Raw genomic sequence first — 16,168 nt, forward strand, 5'->3', positions numbered from 1 at the left:
GGCGGAGGAGACATCATGTCCGACAACTCATCCAAAAACGGATATTGGGCAGCCAATATGCGCATCATTTCGATCAGCCTCGTTATCTGGGCGCTGGTCTCCTTCGGGTTCGGCATCTTGCTGCGGCCGCTGCTGAGCGGAATTTCCGTTGGCGGAACCGACCTCGGCTTCTGGTTCGCTCAACAGGGTTCCATTCTCGTCTTCCTGGCGATCATCTTTTTCTACGCAATATGGATGAACAAGGTCGACCGTGAACACGGTGTGGACGAAGAATAAGGGCGCCTGAACAAATGGATCAGTTTACAATCAACTTGCTGTTTGTGGGCGGCTCTTTCGCGCTCTACATCGGCATCGCAATATGGGCCCGAGCGGGTTCGACGTCTGAGTTTTATGCCGCTGGACGTGGTGTTCATCCCGTCACCAACGGTATGGCGACTGCCGCCGACTGGATGTCGGCCGCCTCCTTCATTTCAATGGCCGGTCTGATTGCCTTCACCGGTTATGACAATTCCACGTTCCTAATGGGTTGGACCGGCGGCTACGTGCTGCTGGCATTGCTGCTTGCGCCTTACCTGCGCAAATTCGGCAAGTTTACGGTGTCCGAATTCATTGGAGACCGGTTCTACAGCCAGACAGCTCGCATCGTCGCAGTTGTCTGCCTGATCGTTGCCTCGACCACTTATGTTATCGGGCAAATGACCGGGGTTGGCGTTGCCTTTGGCCGCTTTCTGGAAGTGGACAACACGACCGGTCTGCTGATCGGTGCCTGTGTTGTCTTTGCCTATGCGGTTTTCGGTGGCATGAAAGGCGTGACCTACACGCAGGTGGCGCAATATGTGGTTCTGATCACCGCCTATACCATTCCGGCGGTCTTCATTTCGTTGCAGCTGACAGGAAATCCGATCCCGGGTCTCGGTCTTTTTGGAGATGATGTTGCCAGCGGAGTCCCGCTTCTGACCAAGCTGGATCAGGTGGTCACGGATCTTGGATTCAATTCCTATACAGCGCACCATTCCGATACTTTAAACATGGTGCTGTTCACCCTGTCGCTGATGATCGGTACTGCCGGGTTGCCGCATGTGATCATGCGCTTCTTCACCGTGCCGAAAGTCTCCGACGCCCGCTGGTCCGCCGGATGGACGCTTGTGTTCATCGCGCTTCTTTATCTGACGGCTCCGGCTGTCGGCGCCATGGCCCGGCTCAACATCACGGAAATGATGTGGCCAAATGGCGGGATCAATGGCGGTGCCGTTGCGGTCGAAACAATTGCCGAGGATCCCAAGTATGACTGGATGGATACTTGGCAGAAAACCGGTCTTCTCGATTGGGAAGACAAGAACGGTGACGGCAAGATCCAGTACTACAACGACCAGAATGCCGAAATGCAGGTTGTTGCGGAAGAAAAGGGCTGGGTCGGGAACGAGTTGACCAAGTTTAACCGCGATATTCTTGTTCTGGCGAACCCGGAGATTGCAAACCTCCCCAGCTGGGTGATCGGTCTGGTGGCCGCGGGAGGCCTGGCGGCCGCACTCTCAACTGCAGCCGGTCTCTTGCTGGCGATATCGTCGGCGGTCAGTCACGATCTCATCAAAGGGGCGATCAATCCAACAATCTCTGAAAAGGGAGAGTTGTTATCGGCCCGAATAGCGATGGCGGTTGCGATCGTCGTGGCGACCTATCTGGGCCTCAATCCGCCCGGCTTCGCGGCCCAGACCGTGGCACTTGCGTTCGGCCTGGCGGCAGCTTCCATCTTCCCGGCGCTGATGATGGGTATCTTCTCGACCCGCATCAACAACACCGGTGCCGTGGCAGGCATGCTGGCAGGCCTTGTTGTAACCCTGGTCTATATCTTCCTGCACAAGGGTTGGTTGTTCATCCCCGACACCAATTCCTTCTCGGACGCTGATCCGCTTCTTGGGCCGATCAAGTCAACGTCCTTTGGTGCAATCGGCGCGCTGGTCAACTTTGCAGTTGCATATGTTGTGTCCGGCATGTCCAAGGAAACGCCTCAAGAGATCAAGGATCTCGTCGAGAGCGTACGTGTGCCGCGGGGCGCCGGCGAAGCTCAAGCGCACTAAGGCAGCCATTGGGGAGCCGATTTTCGGCTCCTCATTTCTCCCAGACCTGTCCTGTCCGTTCTTGAACGGGCAGGACCCTTGCATTTCCCGGACAAGCATTTCTCAGACAAGGCCAACGCATATGCCCCTGAAACCGGATCAGATCCTGCGGTTCCTGAAATCGGTCCATCCATATGATGTGCTGCCGGAAACCCTACTGGCGAAATTGTCCGGTCAGATTGATGTGTGGAATTTGGCAACCAATAGCGTTGTCTATGATCTCGGTGACACATTGCGCGGCCTTTTCCTGATTTATGACGGGGCCGTCGAGGTTCGCGATGAAAACGGCGAGCTCATAAGTCAGCTGGGCTTACGCAATTCCTTTGGCGAACGCGGGCTGATGCTGGACGGTGTGGCCGTGACTTCGGCGCGAACGAGCGAGGATACTCTTTTGCTTGTGTTACCACCGGCGGTGTTTCACGACCTTCTGGCGACACAACAATCCGTCTCAAGGTTTTTCAACAGAGCACCCAAGAAACAAGCACGCGGCAATGAGCTGGCGACAACTCGAGCGGAAACGCTCATGACGAAGGACCCTCTCACCTGTCGACCGGCAGACAGCGCGCAACTTGCCGCTCGAGAAATGCGCGAGAACCGGGTGTCGTCCCTCTGTGTCACTGACGAGGACGAAACTCTTGTCGGTATCGTCACCATTCGAGACCTTTCGGGAAAAGTGCTCGCAGAAGGGTTGGATCCCGAGACGCATGTCAGGAACATCATGACTGGCAACCCGGTGACACTCCCAACCTCTGCTATCGGTTCGGATCTTCTGCATCTGATGATGGAGAGAAAGATCGGTCATGTGCCGATTGTTGACGGAGGGCGCCTGGCTGGAATTGTCACACAAACGGATCTGACAACTTTTCAGGCGATAAGTTCAGCCGAGTTGGTAGGCGAAATCTCTCGCTGTGCTGACGCAGAGGAGATCTCCAAGGTTACAGCGCGTATTCCGGCGCTGCTGGTCCAACTGGTCGCGGGTGGCAGCCGGCATGAGATTGTCACAAGACTCATAACCGATATTGCCGACACAGCAACGCGTCGTTTGCTGTCGCTTGCGGAAAGCAAACTCGGTCCTGCGCCAGTACCTTACCTTTGGCTTGCCTGCGGGTCTCAGGGACGACAGGAGCAAACAGGCGTCAGCGATCAGGACAATTGCCTGTTTCTTTCAGATGAAGTGAGCGATGAAGACCGGAGCGGCTATTTCGCCGATCTGGCGCGAATGGTTTCCGATGGGCTCAATACTTGCGGATACGTCTACTGTCCGGGGGACATGATGGCGACCAATCCGCGCTGGTGCCAGCCTTTGCGCGTCTGGAGGTCCTACTATGAGAGGTGGATCGCCAAGCCTGACCCTGAAGCGCAGATGTTGAGTTCCGTCATGTTCGATCTGCGACCCATCGGCGGAGACACGTCCCTGTTTGAAGAGCTGCAGGAAACGACGCTCAAAGCGGCAAGCGAAAATTCGATTTTTGTTGCTCACATGATCAGCAATTCCCTGAAGCACATGCCGCCGTTAAACCTGCTGCGCGGACTTGCGACGATCCGCTCGGGTGAGCACAAAAATGCACTGGATCTGAAGCTCAACGGTGTTGTGCCGATCGTCGACCTTGCCCGCATTTACGCATTGCGCGGACAAATTGGCTCCGTCAATACACGGGCGCGGCTCGAAGAAGCCCGGCAAACGGGGCAGCTCAGCCAATCGGGAGCCGGGGATCTTTTGGATGCCTATGACTTGATCGCCGAGACACGTTTGGAGCATCAGTCCAACCTGATCAAGCAAGGACAGGCGCCGGACAACTTTTTGCGACCGTCCAGTCTTTCCGATTTTGAACGGAGCCATCTCCGGGATGCCTTTGTCGTGGTGAAGACGATGCAGTCCGCCGCGGGGCATGGACGGGGCATGCTAAGCTAACAAACTATAAAGAGCCGCTGCGGCAAAGAACGCAGTGGCTCACGGGAGGAAGCCATGTTTGTGGAACTGATCGCGACGATCGTTGCGGGCGTAGCAGCCGCCGGTCTCGTGATGCTGCTGAACAGAACGTTGAAAGGGCGTCTTCCGCGCTGGTTTGCACCTGTGGCTGCCGGTATTGCGATGTTGGCGACAACCATTGCGAATGAATACGGCTGGTATCCAAGGCTCAAGGACACGCTGCCGGAAGAGGTGGTGATTGCCCAGACAGTCGAAAACACAGCGTTTTATCGGCCGTGGACATATGTCTTTCCGTTTGTGGAGCGCTTCGTTGCCATAGATCTGGCATCGGTTCGCACCCATCCGGCGCAACCGGCAGTCAGGCTTGCGGAAACATATTTTTTCGGTCGATGGTCTCCTGTCAGCAAATTGCCCGTGGTTACCGATTGCGTTGCCTTCAAACGAGCCGCCCTGATGGATGGCGTGAGTTTCGAAGCTGACGGCGTGATAAACGGCATCAACTGGACGCATGTGCCAGCCGAAGACCCGATCATATCGACGATCTGCGGGACAGAGTGATGTTTACCTCGCTCAGCCTGCGCTTCCGTATCTTCTTGTTGTTTGCCGGGGTCAGTGCGGGCAGCATCCTGGTCGTTGGTGTCTCGCTCTATGTCGGATTTCTGAGGACAGCGGATACCGATCCGGCCTCTGGATTTGTGTTTGCGGCTATCCTTTCCGGATTTGGGCTGCTGGCGATTTGCGCGGCTGTCTGGCTGCTCTTTGATGAAAATGTCGCCAAGCCGATTGAGCATATGGCCTCTGCGATGCGAACGCGCATTCATGCGGACACAAACGCTCCCTTCGATCTGGATCAGGCGCGCTACCTTGGTGACCTTGCTCCGGCCCTTCGTGCCGTTTCGGGCAGGCTGTCTGAAGTATCAGAAGACGCGGACGAGTTGATTGCCGAGGAAACGAGCCGACTGACAGCCGAAAGAGCCCATCTGGCGTTGCTGCTGACCGAAATACCGGTGGCAATCGTTCTCGTCAGCCCAGCCAACCGCATCATGCTCTATGACGGCCAGGCGGCGGACGTGCTTGGGCAGGTTCAAGTGCCGCGCTTAAGCGCTTCTATCTTCGACTACTTTGAAAAAGGCGATTTGGAATCGGAACTTGAAAAACTCGATGGAGCCCGGCGAGAGATTGAGGCGAGTGTGCGCGGAACCCGCGGCAACTTGAATTTCAGGTTGCGCCTGAAAAAGCTGAGCGCAGCAACCGGATACATGATCCTGATCGACGGTACCGACGCATCCATGGCGCCGGAGGCTGCACGCCCCCTGATTTATGATTTTGATTTGTCGGCACGCGATACGGAGCGAGAGATTGAGAACATTTTTCTCAAGGATCTCAGCTTCGTGGTGTTTGACACCGAGACGACGGGATTGATGCCCAACAAGGACGAGATCGTGCAGATAGGCGCGGTCAGGGTCGTGAATGGGCGTATTGTGGCAGGTGAAACGCTTGATCAGCTTGTCAATCCTGGACGTCCGATACCACCGGCCTCAACCAAGGTTCACGGGGTCAATGACGATATGGTCTCGAAAGCACCGGGCGCAGAACAGGCTGTTTCGCTCTTTCACGATTTTGCCAGGGATGCGGTGATTGTCGCGCATAATGCGCCATTTGATATGGCATTTCTCCGGCGACATGGCAGGCTCTCGGGGCTTGCCTGGGAACACCCGATCCTGGACACAGTGCTGCTTTCAGCTGTTGTATTCGGGACAGCAGAAGATCACTCACTTGACGGTTTGTGCGACAGGCTTGGTGTTGAAATTCCTCAAGAGCTTCGCCACACCGCGCTGGGCGATGCGCGGGCAACCGCCGAGGCATTGTGTAAATTGCTACCAGTTCTGACCTCACTCGGATTTGAAACATTCGGGCAAGTTGTTCGGCAAACCAGGCGGCATGGCAGGCTTCTGAAGGATCTGAATTGAAAGTTGCCTCTGCCTGTTGCCACGCCTTGTTTTAGGCGGCCGCAAGGAGCGGAACGCCTGCGCGTTTTCCATCGATCATTTCGCCGCCATAGTCGGACCAAGCAGCACCTTGTCCGATATCTTGTTCGGGCTCCGGGAAGACACTTTCCAGAACAGTGTCCGTGATGTTGTTGCACCAACCCTCTTCCGGATTGAATTCGAAGACTGCCATGATGTTTTCCAGCTGACCGCTCCGAATGTCTTCCATGAGCTTCTTCAGGTCCATTTCCTCCAGCTCTCGTTCGGGCGTATAAAGACAATTGCCGAGATCACAGACAACGGAAAAGTAAGATCGGTCCAAGTTCAACGCCATTCACAAACCTCCAATACGTTCATACGCAATCAACATATACGCAAAATGCGTACAAATCAAGTCGAGTGAGCCAAGGCGTATGCTCGATACGTAAAAGGTTGCGGAGGTTCGTTCAGCATCAACTCTGAAGAGGCCGCTCGAAATCCAAGCGCGCAATTCAGCTGGATTTCACGCGCTGGTGCACCGATGGCGTTTAAAGCTATCAGACGATTTGACGGATAACACTCAGGATCTTCGCAATGATGCGGACTTCCGTGGCTTCCTCATCATGCTCGTTAAAAACAACCGGTTCCTGAAACCGAGGGTCATCCGATTCAGGGAGAAGCTCAATCTGACCGTTGTGGCGCAAGATACGTTTCGCAGTGCGTTCGATCGTGTGTCCGCCGTCGCGAGAGCGTTCCACCACAACAAGGTCACCGGATTTGATTTCGATGCCGGTTTCCATGAAGTCCAGACACAGAATGAAATCGCCGTTCCGTGCAATTCGATTAAGACTTTCGCCGTTGATTTGCAAAAGATATTGGCTTTCTGAAGGAAACCTCAGATCACCTGAAAGTGTCGCCCTTTTTGTTGCGTCAGTTTCGAAAAGGCCGGCCTCCATCCAAAGACCGGCGGCAACCTGCCCCTTGATTTCCAGTGCCTGTGCTGCTCTTGAAGGCGTGCTTGCAGCCTCCAGATCCGTGATGGAGTCCGGGGCAAGCGCCAGGATGTCCTCGCGCGTGATCGGGTGTTCGCCCTTTCCAATAAGAACGGGCAGCAGTTTGGCGACAAAGTCCGACGGCAGAGCAGGTTTTGAATAGTCCTGACTGAAATACCGCTGAATGGACGACGCGTTCTGATAGCCCATTTCGCGCGCGATGGCGCGAATGGACAAGCCGCTTCTATCCTTCAGGTCGACAAGCTGTCTTGAGACAGCGGATTGCTCGATTTCACTCATGCTTGCTGATGCCGGTTATTATCGGTGGTGTACGCAATAACATACAATTTTATAGAAATCCACCTTGACGTATGTACGCACAAAGCGTACGAATTACTCGTGTAAAGCGTATGTTCAGGGAAACACAATGAGAACTGCAATGAAATCGACCCGGCTTTCGGCCGATCCAGAGGCGCGGGCGGCGGATGCGTTAGGTGCAGGTGCGGTTGGGAGGCCCGGCGATGAGCGAGCTTAGGGATCAAATCGATGCGGCGCGTGCGAAGGTTGCGCATTTGAGGATCAGGGCGGAAAGGCCGGATGCAAGGCTCGAGGATGAATTTGCACTTGAAAAGGCGCGAACAAGGTTGCTGACGCTCGAGTTGAGACATCTGAAGCAACGCAGCACCAGTGTTTCATCAGTGGCGCGTGGCGAAGGCCATCGGCAAAGCGAAAGGCGAAACAAACCAATAGGAACAAATAGAGAGCGAAATGGAGGTCGTCCGTCTTCAGCGCGCGAGCGGGCAGAAGCTGAATTCAGCGCGTTGGGGCAAAAGAACGGACCAAAGAAGGAAACCACTTGATGGCATCAGGCGGATTAGTGGACAGGATCGCGGGTGAATACGGAGTTCATTTTGTTACGCATACGAAGCGGATCTCTGGACGGCATCAATCCAAGGCCCGACGAACCTGTCAGACGCTGCTGAAGAAGCACGGCGCAGAGCATTTGAGGCTCGTGTTCGGACTGATCAACACGTCGGAAAACCGGGGCAACTGGTCTGCCCCTTGCGTGACGGCTGTCTCGTGGTTGGTGTTGAACAAACCGCAATGGGTCGAAAGGCGGAATTTTCTGACGTGTTTCGATCAGCTCGATCTTGAGGATCTGATGACAAAGGCCAAGGAGATCAATCCGGCAGCGCCGACAATCACGCTGGCTGTGCTCCTTTCTTACGAACTGGAGAAATCAATGACCTTATCCGGCGGCGCGTTGAAAGCCGCGGCATAGATTTCCTGGCCAACACAGATTTGCTTCGGCGCGTCCTGACTTTTCAGCCGCGCCATTGCGCGCCCATCCGGGCGCGCTGAACGTCAACAATATCTATGGAGATCAACTCAGATGCTGCCGAACACGCCGGAGGAGATTCTCGATCGTTTGATCGAGGCGACCGAAATTATCGCCGTGACCGGCAAAGGCGACGGCCCACGGAAGCTGTTCAGCGCCTGGCCGGACTATCGAGGAAAGATCGCAAAGCGGCGCAAGGTCTATCCGCCATCGGCGATCAGCCGCGCTGAGGAAGCGATTACCTGGTTCTCGCTTGTGGAAGACCCTGACAGCCGCCGCGCGCTGCAATTTGAAGTCATGTGCAAGGCGGGCGGCGGTAAGTTCAGTCAGATTTGCGAAAAATACGGCTGGAAAAGAACGACCGTGACGAGCCGGAACAGGGCGATCTTGAAGAAGCTGGCAGAGCGCAGAGCCGTATGGCCATGCGCTGAAACCTCACTTGAAAAGAACGTAGCAGCATAGTCAGAAATTTGGTGTGACGGCGCTCAATGCCGGATCGGCAACAGTACCTTGTGGAACAAGCTGAAATTGAAAACATGCGTCTAAACAAGGAGTTCAAGACAGACTGACAATTGGACAGTGTCGTCAAAAGCGCGCTATTTTTTCAATCAACGTTTTAAGAGGGGCAGTTGCGACTGCCCCACTCATCAAATTGAGACCCAGTGCTCACAACATTTACCGGTGCTGGAACGTATGCCAGGCGATGGCGTTTGCGCTCGCCTTCGCGATCCGGACCAAACAATCAATCCAATCAAATAGAGAGCAGGCATGTCTGACATGACTGATGAAGAGCGTGTCTTGAAATGGCCGACGGCGGAGATGCGGCGGCGGGTTTGCGAGGCGTTTTGCGGGCATTTGGCGGCGGGGTTTTCGATCGAGAGTTTTCCGGACGCCGACCGCAAGACCATTCGCTATTACGCGGAGCTGTTTCCGGAGGACTTTCCGCCGGAAAAACTGGATGAGGCGGCACGGCGCGGGCTGCTGGAATGGGAAAAGATCGGCAAGGAGGGCACACGCGGCGATCTGGCCAAATTCAATGCCAGCGCCTGGAGCTTCAACATGAAGAACCGGGCCGGTTGGCGGGATCGATCCGAGGTGGAGGCCTGGGGAATTTGGGGCGGGCCGGACGAGGCCGGGCAAATCGACAAGTTCAAGCCGCGCAGCTCAGAGGAAATTGCCCTGGGTGTAATGGCGCTTCTAACCGAAAAGGACAGCAGGCGGGATGACAACGGCGCTTGATACGCTGATTGACCACATTGACCAGATGGCAGCGAACGACCGCGTTGCCTTGCAAAAGCAACTGGATGAGGCAGGCGTCCTGGACCAGTTCAAGGTTTGGCGGCCTCAGGCAGGACCGCAGACGGAGGGCTATTTTTCCGAAGCTGACCTGACGCTCTATGGCGGTGCGGCCGGGGGTGGGAAGACGGATCTGATTGCCGGGCTTGCCCTTTTTGTACATCACAAGGCGGCCGTTTTCCGTCAATCGCTGAAGTCGCTCAAAGGGTTGATCGAGCGCATGAACGCGCTGATGCGGGCGTCCGGCATGGGCAAGATATCGGGCAATCCACCGCGCTGGGTCGGGCCGGAGGAACGGATGATTGAATTCGGGCATCTGGGTCTGCCGGGTTCTGAGGAGGATTGGCAGGGGCGGGACCATGATCTGAAAGCCTTTGATGAAGGTGCACAGATGGATCCACGCAAGATCATCTTCGTTCTTGGGTGGCTTCGGTCGACACGGCCGGGGCAACGCTGCCGGGGGTTGATCGCCACCAACCCGCCTTTGGGTGGGCAAGGCGACTACCTGATGGAGTGGTTTGCGCCCTGGCTTGATCCGCTGCATCCGCTTTATGGAACGGTGCAGCCGGGCGCTCTGCTATGGGCGGTCTTTATCGACGATGGCGACGCTGTGCGCACCGTCTGGGTGGATGGACCGGAGCCGGTCGAGATCGAGGGCGAGGTCCGCACGCCGAAGAGCCGGACGTTCATTCCGGCAAAACGGCAGGACAACCAGTATCTGGGTGAGAGTTACGATGCACAGCTTGACCAGATGCCCGAGCCGATGCGCACCGCGCTGAAGACCGGTGACTTTCAGGCAGCGCGCCAGGACCATGACTGGCAGGTGATCCCATCTGACTGGGTGGATCTGGCGTTCCAGCGCTACGAAGAGGGTGTGGACGTAGACAAGCCGATGGATGTGCTGGCCGTCGACGTGGCGCAGGGCGGCAAGGACAAGACCGTGCTGCAGCCGCTCCATGGCAGACGGTTTGGCGAAAGCATCGTGCGCAAAGGCGCCGACACCAAGGACGGATCGGATGTTGGCGCATTGATCATCAAGGAACGGCGCGACAATGCGCTGATTGTTGTCGATTGCACCGGCGGCTGGGGCGGGGACACGGTCGGGTTTCTCAGCCGTGAAAACAATATCCCGGTCGAAAAATGCGTCTTTTCGGCCCAGTCGGGGGAAACGGCCAGGGACAGCCGCATGCCGTTTTACAATTTGCGTGCCCAGCTCTACTGGCGGCTGCGGGAGGCCCTGCATCCAAAGAGCGGATCGGGGCTGGCAATCAAGCGTTCAGCGACCATCAAGGCGCAGCTGACGGCACATCGCTGGAAAATCAGAAACGGCAAGATCCTGATTGAAAGCAAGGAAGACATCAAAGATCGGCTCGGAGCGTCCCCGGACGAGGCCGATGCAATCGTCGAGGCACTTGGATGGAAAGACAAAGCGGACGTGAAGAAAATCTTACGGCAGCAGAACACCGTCCGCGCCCGCCCGCTGGACGACCCTCTGGACGGCTTCTGATCAAGGATCTCTGCGTGCGCGACGCGAGTTTCATCGCGGCCAACATGCGCCCGGAAGACTATCGTGAAATTGCCTGTCTCTGGCAAAACTGGGACACGCGCGCGCTCGGGATATGCGCGATGGAAACCGCGGTGCCCGGTTGGGTCTGGTCCGTGTGGTACCAAGGGCAGCCCGCGGCGGCGTTCGGTTTCAGCCGGGCGTCTGCTTTCGACCCGGATTTCTGGCAGGCCTGGGCATTCGGCACCGACAGGTTCCGGCGCTGTGTGCCCCTCATGACACGCCATATCCTGAATTTGCGGCCAGAGATCGAAAAGCACTGCCGGCGGTTACAGGTGATCAGCTATAAGAACCACGATCTCGCGCATGGCTGGATCGAAGCGCTTGGCGCGGAGCGGGAAGGACTGCTTAAAAGCTATGGGCGGGGCGGCGAAGACTTTTACATGTACGCCTGGACGAGACGCGGGAAGGACCTTCATGCCGGACCAGCAGGATGAGTTGCCGTCCGATGACGGGCTCTTGAGACAGCTCCTCGATGAGCATGCCCCGCAGTGGAACGGTCTGAAAGTCCGGCCCGTGGCATCAGGCGGCACGGACAATGCGCTCTACCGGATCGGTGAGGAGCTGGTGGCGCGGTTGCCGAAGCGCGCGTCTGCCGTTGGTCTTCTGCAAAAGGAAGCCGATTGGCTGCCCCGTTTGTCCGGCCTTGCGCTGAACGTGCCTGTTGTGCGCTTTCGCAAACGCCCGGGCGCGGGCTGCGAACATGGATTTGCAATCTATGACTGGATCGAAGGAGTGCAGGCAACACCTGATGCTCTTGTGGATCAGGAGCAGGCGGCACGGGATCTGGCGATGTTCCTGAAGGGCCTGCAGGGTGTGCTGACTGACGGCGCGCCGCGCGCCGGGGAGAGCAATCACAAACGGGGCGTCGCCCTGGAAGAGCTGACCGATTTCGTGCTGTCTTGTATCGATATCTTGGCCGACGAGATCGATGCCGGCAAGGCAAGGAGCTTTTGGCAAATGGCTCTGCAAACCCCGTTTGAGGGACCGGCCAAATGGCTGCACGGTGACCTGAAGGCCGACAACCTGATTGCAAGTGAGGGCAGACTGACGGCTGCGATCGACTGGGGGCTGACCGCCGTCGGCGATCCGGCTGCCGATTTTGCCGCAGCTTGGTCGTGGGTGCATCCCGCATCACGCGAAGCCTTTCGGGAAACAGCGGGTGTTTCGGACCCCGACTGGTGCCGCGCGCGTGCCTGGGCTCTGCATAACGCGGTGATCGCATTGAGCTACTATCGTGGCAGGAGCCATGAAGGCCTCTGCCGCCAGTCGCGTCAGACGCTCAGCCGGTTGGGGTTGCTACGTGTCCCATAGATGCAAGGTTGCATTTTTTCTTGCGCACCCCTGAGGTTGCTTTAGAACATTGCAGGAACAAAAATGGGTGCCGCAGATACCGTCTGACCCGGTTTTCGGCCCAGCTAGGGTCAAGCATCCACTTTCGAGCCGCAGAGATAAGCAATGGCAGATTTCGACGATATTTCCGGCTGGCGGGAAGAGCTGGAAGCGTTTGAGAAGACGGAAGAGGGGCAGGCCTTCTTCGCTTGGAACAAGCGCTATGACGGCCGCAAGATGCCTTATGAGAATGTGGTGCAGATGGTCGACATGATCCGCACCAACGAAGAGCTGCATGAGGCTTTGAAGAAAAAAATCCGGTTTGTGGCTTACATAGAAGAGCATGATCTGGAGCCTCAGCAGGACGAGTTCTGGGAGCTGAACCCTGTTGAGGCCCACGACACACTTATAGCGCTTGAACGCTGGTATCTGATGAAAGCCAACGTTCCTTTTGACGCAGATAAGATAATCGTTGCCACATGGCTGGCGATCCGTTTGGAGGAAGGCAAGCTGACAACTCTCAGAACGGCGGAAGCCAGGGACTTCATCAAGGAACACTACGTGCAGTTCGTCGCCCTTCCCGGGGAGGAGGTGTGATGGAAAAGATTGTTGCCATAGACGCCAATGAAATCAGTCCGATCATGAAATATCTCGGACTGGACGGATTGATCGCCATCGCCAAGCGGGGCGATCATTTTTTTATAGCGATGATTTTTGAAGCGGACTTGCAGTGCTTGATCTTCGGAACAATTCATGAACATTTTGGGTAAAGAATTCAGGACTAAGTGAATGGCAGATATTGAAGACATTACCGGTTGGCAGGACGAGTTTAACGATCTTGAGGGACGCTGGGACGACGAATGGGTGGCCTATATCTATCAGTTTGTGAACAAACTGGAGCCCATGATCCCCGTATCTCAGGTTCTTCATTTCATAGAGGTTCTTCTTGGAAATGAGGACACACTTGCGGCCATGAAGGAGGTTACCGACTGGGAGAAGCTGATGGATGCGCGCGGGCCGTTTAGAGATGATGCACCTGAAATGGAGCTCTACCCCGAAGACGCCGTGGTTATGATGAACGAGTTCTGGCGCTGGTTCTGCTTTAAGGCAGGCTATCCTCCTGTTTACTCGGCGTTTCGATTGGCTGGCGTCGATGTTGCGAGCGATATTCTTCGTGGGAAGCTTCCTGGTGTTCAAATTCCCGAAACCAAAGCTTACTTGCTCGAAGACTATGCTTTCACACTCAAGGCTGATGAGACAGGAGACCTTGCATGAGCCGGGAAAAGGTCATCCTTCTGGATCAGGCGCAGCTTGGCACCATTCTCAAATTTGGTGGTTTCAAAGCTCTGGATGCGATCGTTGCGCGGGGCGACAGGTTTTTGTATGTCCATCAATCATTTTACGGCGACAAAGATGTCACAAAAATTAGTCTGGGCCAACGAAAGTCCTTTGAAACCTGGCTAAGAAGGAAACGGAATCGTGGCAAAGTACTAGATGTGGCGCCAATTAACCGTGCATCGATAAATGATCAAAAGAGGTACGATCCTCTTCGGAAGGCAGGTACCCAGGGCAACAATAAGGAACTTTGGGACATGGGGGCTCGCAAGTTCATGCTTGTGCATGCTCACGAATACGACTTTGAAGTGATAAGCGCGGACCAGGAGTTTCTCGACAACAGGGTTGGCAAACACCATCCCCTAAAGAAAGTTCCCTTTGAGCGTCTAAGCATGAAATCCGCGCTAAGCTGGCTGATGACGCATCCTGATGTTGAGCTGTCTGAGGCGCAATTCACCGAATTGCGGGCTGACTTGCTTTCCGGAAATTACGGTAAGAGCCACAATCTGGAACAACACGTCTATGACGTTCCCGAAAGCTATGAAGCAGCCAGGAGGATTAGGGAAGAGACGCGGCAGGCGGCGCAATTGGAGGATCGAAAAAAGCGCAAGACCAACAGAAAGCGGGCGGCAGGAAAAGCCAGGAAACTGTTCGACGCTGGAGCGCCGGTGATCATCACGGCTGCGGCTGCTGCAGCCTTGCATGAGTTGATCACACGGGAAGCGAATGAAAGCGGTGCGGGATATCTGGAATCCGCACAGGCACTCGGAATTGACTTTACCCGTGAGCAACTGGCGGATCTTGCTGCGGAAGCTGGGATAGATCTGGCAATTACGCTGACGCCTGTCGGGCCAATAAAGAAAGCCTGGGATGTGCTGGGCAATATCGATGATATCATTGCCGTGACACAGCTTTATGGGGCGGCCTATCCGGAGAATGAGACCATCCAGCAAATGGCCGGAATTGCAACGGCCATCGAAGGGTCCGAGGCATTCGGGCTTTATGTGGATGGGCGCGATGCGTTGACGGGCGCCGTCGGTGGTGCAATCGACTGGGTGTTCGGTACCAGCGAGGACGAGGCCGAGCTGGACGAAAGGCTGGGCAGCGTGCGCACGGCCATTGAAGAGGATGCAGGCACACTGGTGCAGGCCGCAGGGCAAGGAGCCTCCACGGAGCGGTTGGCCGGTGAGATTATCTCAAGGGCCGAGGCACACCGGACGGCCATCGCCGCAGCCCGGCCCGGAGGCGAAGTGGAGTCCGGTTTGACCGGGCCGCAGATTGCCGCTGAAACCGGGCAGCAGGTTCTTGACGATGGCGCTGCGGTGCCGCGCGAAAAGCCTTCAGGTTTGGGATCTGACGCGGTTATGGCCGGTCCGGATGGTCCGGTCATTGAAGGCGATCGCGCCGTGCCGCTTGCCAAGCCCAGTGCTGGTGGGCGCGGCCTTGATACTCCTGTCCGCAAATCGTCCTACGACCGCTATCAGCGCCTTGGCAGATCGCCGGAAGAAGAGGCCGAGGCGGTTGCCGAATATTGGGAGATGCTGCGCGAAAGCTATCTTGAGATGGATGGCCACAAGGAAGCCGCAGAAGAGTTTGCCGTTTGGAAGTTCAAGCAGAAATGGGCCTTGTCAGCCTTTGCTCCGGAAGCCGAAGGCACGGTTTTGAAATACCCGGTTGAAACGGCCTATCCGGACTTTGAAGAGGACGGCCACGGCTATGTGCGCCAGGAGGCGGAGGCCATTTTGCGGGACAACGGCATTCGTGCGGCCAGATGGTATCTGACGCCGAATGAAAGAACCGGCCGGGACAAGGCACAGGCCAATGAAGATGAGGATGGTTACGGGCCGCGCATGACCTTGAGCTATGAGGACGAGACAGGCCAGCAGCACCATGTGAGCGATCATTTTCAGGCCAATGCCGGGGCGGCCCGTGAGCGGCGGTGGCAAGCGCGGTATGGGGCCGGGCGCCTGCAGACCAGCGGCAAGAGAGATGAGAGCGGATCATCTGCCGCGCCCGAAAGCCCGCGGCTGGAAAACGCCCCTGTTCCTGCCCCGAAACCAGCTTTCCAAACAGCTCAAAGGCCAAGTCAAAAACCAGTTCCCGGGCCGGTTTCAAAGCCTGTCCGGGAACCCTTGATGCCCGGTGTGGCCAAGCCAAGGGCCAAGCCGGATCCGGCGCAGCTTTGACAGCCGGGCGGCGCTTGAAAGATTGGGCCGTCCTGCGCTTAACCGGGGCTGGTGGGCAAGTGCCTCGACTGCAAGGCGTTTTTGAATTCCCGCGTCTAAACAGGGACTTG

Annotated in this window: 18 protein-coding genes; 16 read left to right on the forward strand and 2 right to left on the reverse strand. The window is 56.4% G+C overall.

Annotated elements, in window-relative coordinates; genetic code table 11:
- Positions 1 to 15: 15 nt before the first annotated feature.
- The 5 genes from ACZ1HV_RS23965 to ACZ1HV_RS23985 all read left to right on the forward strand — a co-directional run bounded on the left by ACZ1HV_RS23965 (position 16) and on the right by ACZ1HV_RS23985 (position 6,017).
- Positions 16 to 276: a DUF4212 domain-containing protein gene (locus ACZ1HV_RS23965; protein ID WP_298821843.1), complete on the forward strand. Its 261-nt coding sequence runs from the start codon at positions 16 to 18 to the stop codon at positions 274 to 276.
- 14 nt (positions 277 to 290) lie between these two features.
- Positions 291 to 2,078: a sodium:solute symporter family protein gene (locus ACZ1HV_RS23970; protein WP_472716533.1), complete on the forward strand. Its 1,788-nt coding sequence runs from the start codon at positions 291 to 293 to the stop codon at positions 2,076 to 2,078.
- Positions 2,079 to 2,199: 121 nt separating this feature from the next.
- Positions 2,200 to 4,029 (forward strand): DUF294 nucleotidyltransferase-like domain-containing protein, encoded by a 1,830-nt coding sequence (locus ACZ1HV_RS23975; RefSeq protein WP_472716534.1) that lies wholly within the window; start codon positions 2,200 to 2,202, stop codon positions 4,027 to 4,029.
- Between the two features lie 54 nt (positions 4,030 to 4,083).
- Positions 4,084 to 4,605: a hypothetical protein gene (locus tag ACZ1HV_RS23980; RefSeq protein WP_472716535.1), complete on the forward strand. Its 522-nt coding sequence runs from the start codon at positions 4,084 to 4,086 to the stop codon at positions 4,603 to 4,605.
- The gene (locus tag ACZ1HV_RS23985; RefSeq protein WP_472716536.1) at positions 4,605 to 6,017 is read left to right on the forward strand and encodes a 3'-5' exonuclease; all 1,413 of its coding nucleotides are present in this window, start codon (positions 4,605 to 4,607) and stop codon (positions 6,015 to 6,017) included. The genes ACZ1HV_RS23980 and ACZ1HV_RS23985 overlap by 1 nt, the downstream gene beginning before the upstream one ends.
- 31 nt (positions 6,018 to 6,048) lie before the next feature.
- Here ACZ1HV_RS23985 and ACZ1HV_RS23990 read toward each other — a convergent pair whose 3' ends face one another.
- Together ACZ1HV_RS23990 and ACZ1HV_RS23995 are read right to left on the reverse strand one after the other, a co-directional pair.
- Positions 6,049 to 6,369: a hypothetical protein gene (locus tag ACZ1HV_RS23990; RefSeq protein ID WP_472716537.1), complete on the reverse strand. Its 321-nt coding sequence runs from the start codon at positions 6,367 to 6,369 to the stop codon at positions 6,049 to 6,051.
- Positions 6,370 to 6,571: 202 nt separating this feature from the next.
- Entirely contained in the window at positions 6,572 to 7,306 is a 735-nt protein-coding gene (locus ACZ1HV_RS23995) for a LexA family protein (protein ID WP_472716538.1), read from the reverse strand.
- A gap of 221 nt (positions 7,307 to 7,527) precedes the next feature.
- Here ACZ1HV_RS23995 and ACZ1HV_RS24000 point away from each other — a divergent pair, with 221 nt between their 5' ends.
- The 11 genes from ACZ1HV_RS24000 to ACZ1HV_RS24050 all read left to right on the forward strand — a co-directional run bounded on the left by ACZ1HV_RS24000 (position 7,528) and on the right by ACZ1HV_RS24050 (position 16,058).
- Entirely contained in the window at positions 7,528 to 7,866 is a 339-nt protein-coding gene (locus ACZ1HV_RS24000; protein WP_472716539.1) for a hypothetical protein, read from the forward strand.
- Entirely contained in the window at positions 7,866 to 8,288 is a 423-nt protein-coding gene (locus tag ACZ1HV_RS24005; protein WP_298986406.1) for a hypothetical protein, read from the forward strand. Before ACZ1HV_RS24000 ends, ACZ1HV_RS24005 begins: the two co-directional genes overlap by 1 nt.
- A 111-nt stretch (positions 8,289 to 8,399) precedes the next feature.
- A complete protein-coding gene (locus ACZ1HV_RS24010) occupies positions 8,400 to 8,807 on the forward strand; it encodes a DUF6362 family protein (protein ID WP_472716540.1) in 408 nt (135 codons plus the stop codon).
- Between the two features lie 306 nt (positions 8,808 to 9,113).
- Complete coding sequence (locus ACZ1HV_RS24015) at positions 9,114 to 9,584, forward strand: hypothetical protein (RefSeq protein WP_472716541.1); 471 nt, start codon at positions 9,114 to 9,116, stop codon at positions 9,582 to 9,584.
- The gene (locus tag ACZ1HV_RS24020) at positions 9,568 to 11,148 is read left to right on the forward strand and encodes a hypothetical protein (protein WP_472716542.1); all 1,581 of its coding nucleotides are present in this window, start codon (positions 9,568 to 9,570) and stop codon (positions 11,146 to 11,148) included. Before ACZ1HV_RS24015 ends, ACZ1HV_RS24020 begins: the two co-directional genes overlap by 17 nt.
- Positions 11,149 to 11,162: 14 nt before the next feature.
- A complete protein-coding gene (locus ACZ1HV_RS24025) occupies positions 11,163 to 11,642 on the forward strand; it encodes a hypothetical protein (protein WP_265684090.1) in 480 nt (159 codons plus the stop codon).
- Positions 11,623 to 12,519 (forward strand): aminoglycoside phosphotransferase family protein, encoded by an 897-nt coding sequence (locus ACZ1HV_RS24030; RefSeq protein WP_472716543.1) that lies wholly within the window; start codon positions 11,623 to 11,625, stop codon positions 12,517 to 12,519. Before ACZ1HV_RS24025 ends, ACZ1HV_RS24030 begins: the two co-directional genes overlap by 20 nt.
- A 144-nt stretch (positions 12,520 to 12,663) precedes the next feature.
- On the forward strand, positions 12,664 to 13,134 hold the full coding sequence (locus tag ACZ1HV_RS24035) for a hypothetical protein (RefSeq protein ID WP_472716544.1): 471 nt from the start codon (positions 12,664 to 12,666) through the stop codon (positions 13,132 to 13,134).
- A complete protein-coding gene (locus ACZ1HV_RS24040) occupies positions 13,134 to 13,307 on the forward strand; it encodes a hypothetical protein (protein WP_472716545.1) in 174 nt (57 codons plus the stop codon). The genes ACZ1HV_RS24035 and ACZ1HV_RS24040 overlap by 1 nt, the downstream gene beginning before the upstream one ends.
- Before the next feature lie 19 nt (positions 13,308 to 13,326).
- Entirely contained in the window at positions 13,327 to 13,812 is a 486-nt protein-coding gene (locus tag ACZ1HV_RS24045) for a hypothetical protein (protein ID WP_472716546.1), read from the forward strand.
- Positions 13,809 to 16,058 (forward strand): hypothetical protein, encoded by a 2,250-nt coding sequence (locus tag ACZ1HV_RS24050; RefSeq protein WP_472716547.1) that lies wholly within the window; start codon positions 13,809 to 13,811, stop codon positions 16,056 to 16,058. The genes ACZ1HV_RS24045 and ACZ1HV_RS24050 overlap by 4 nt, the downstream gene beginning before the upstream one ends.
- Positions 16,059 to 16,168 lie beyond the last annotated feature (110 nt).

Source organism: Roseibium sp. JB4-4 (assembly GCF_055693425.1).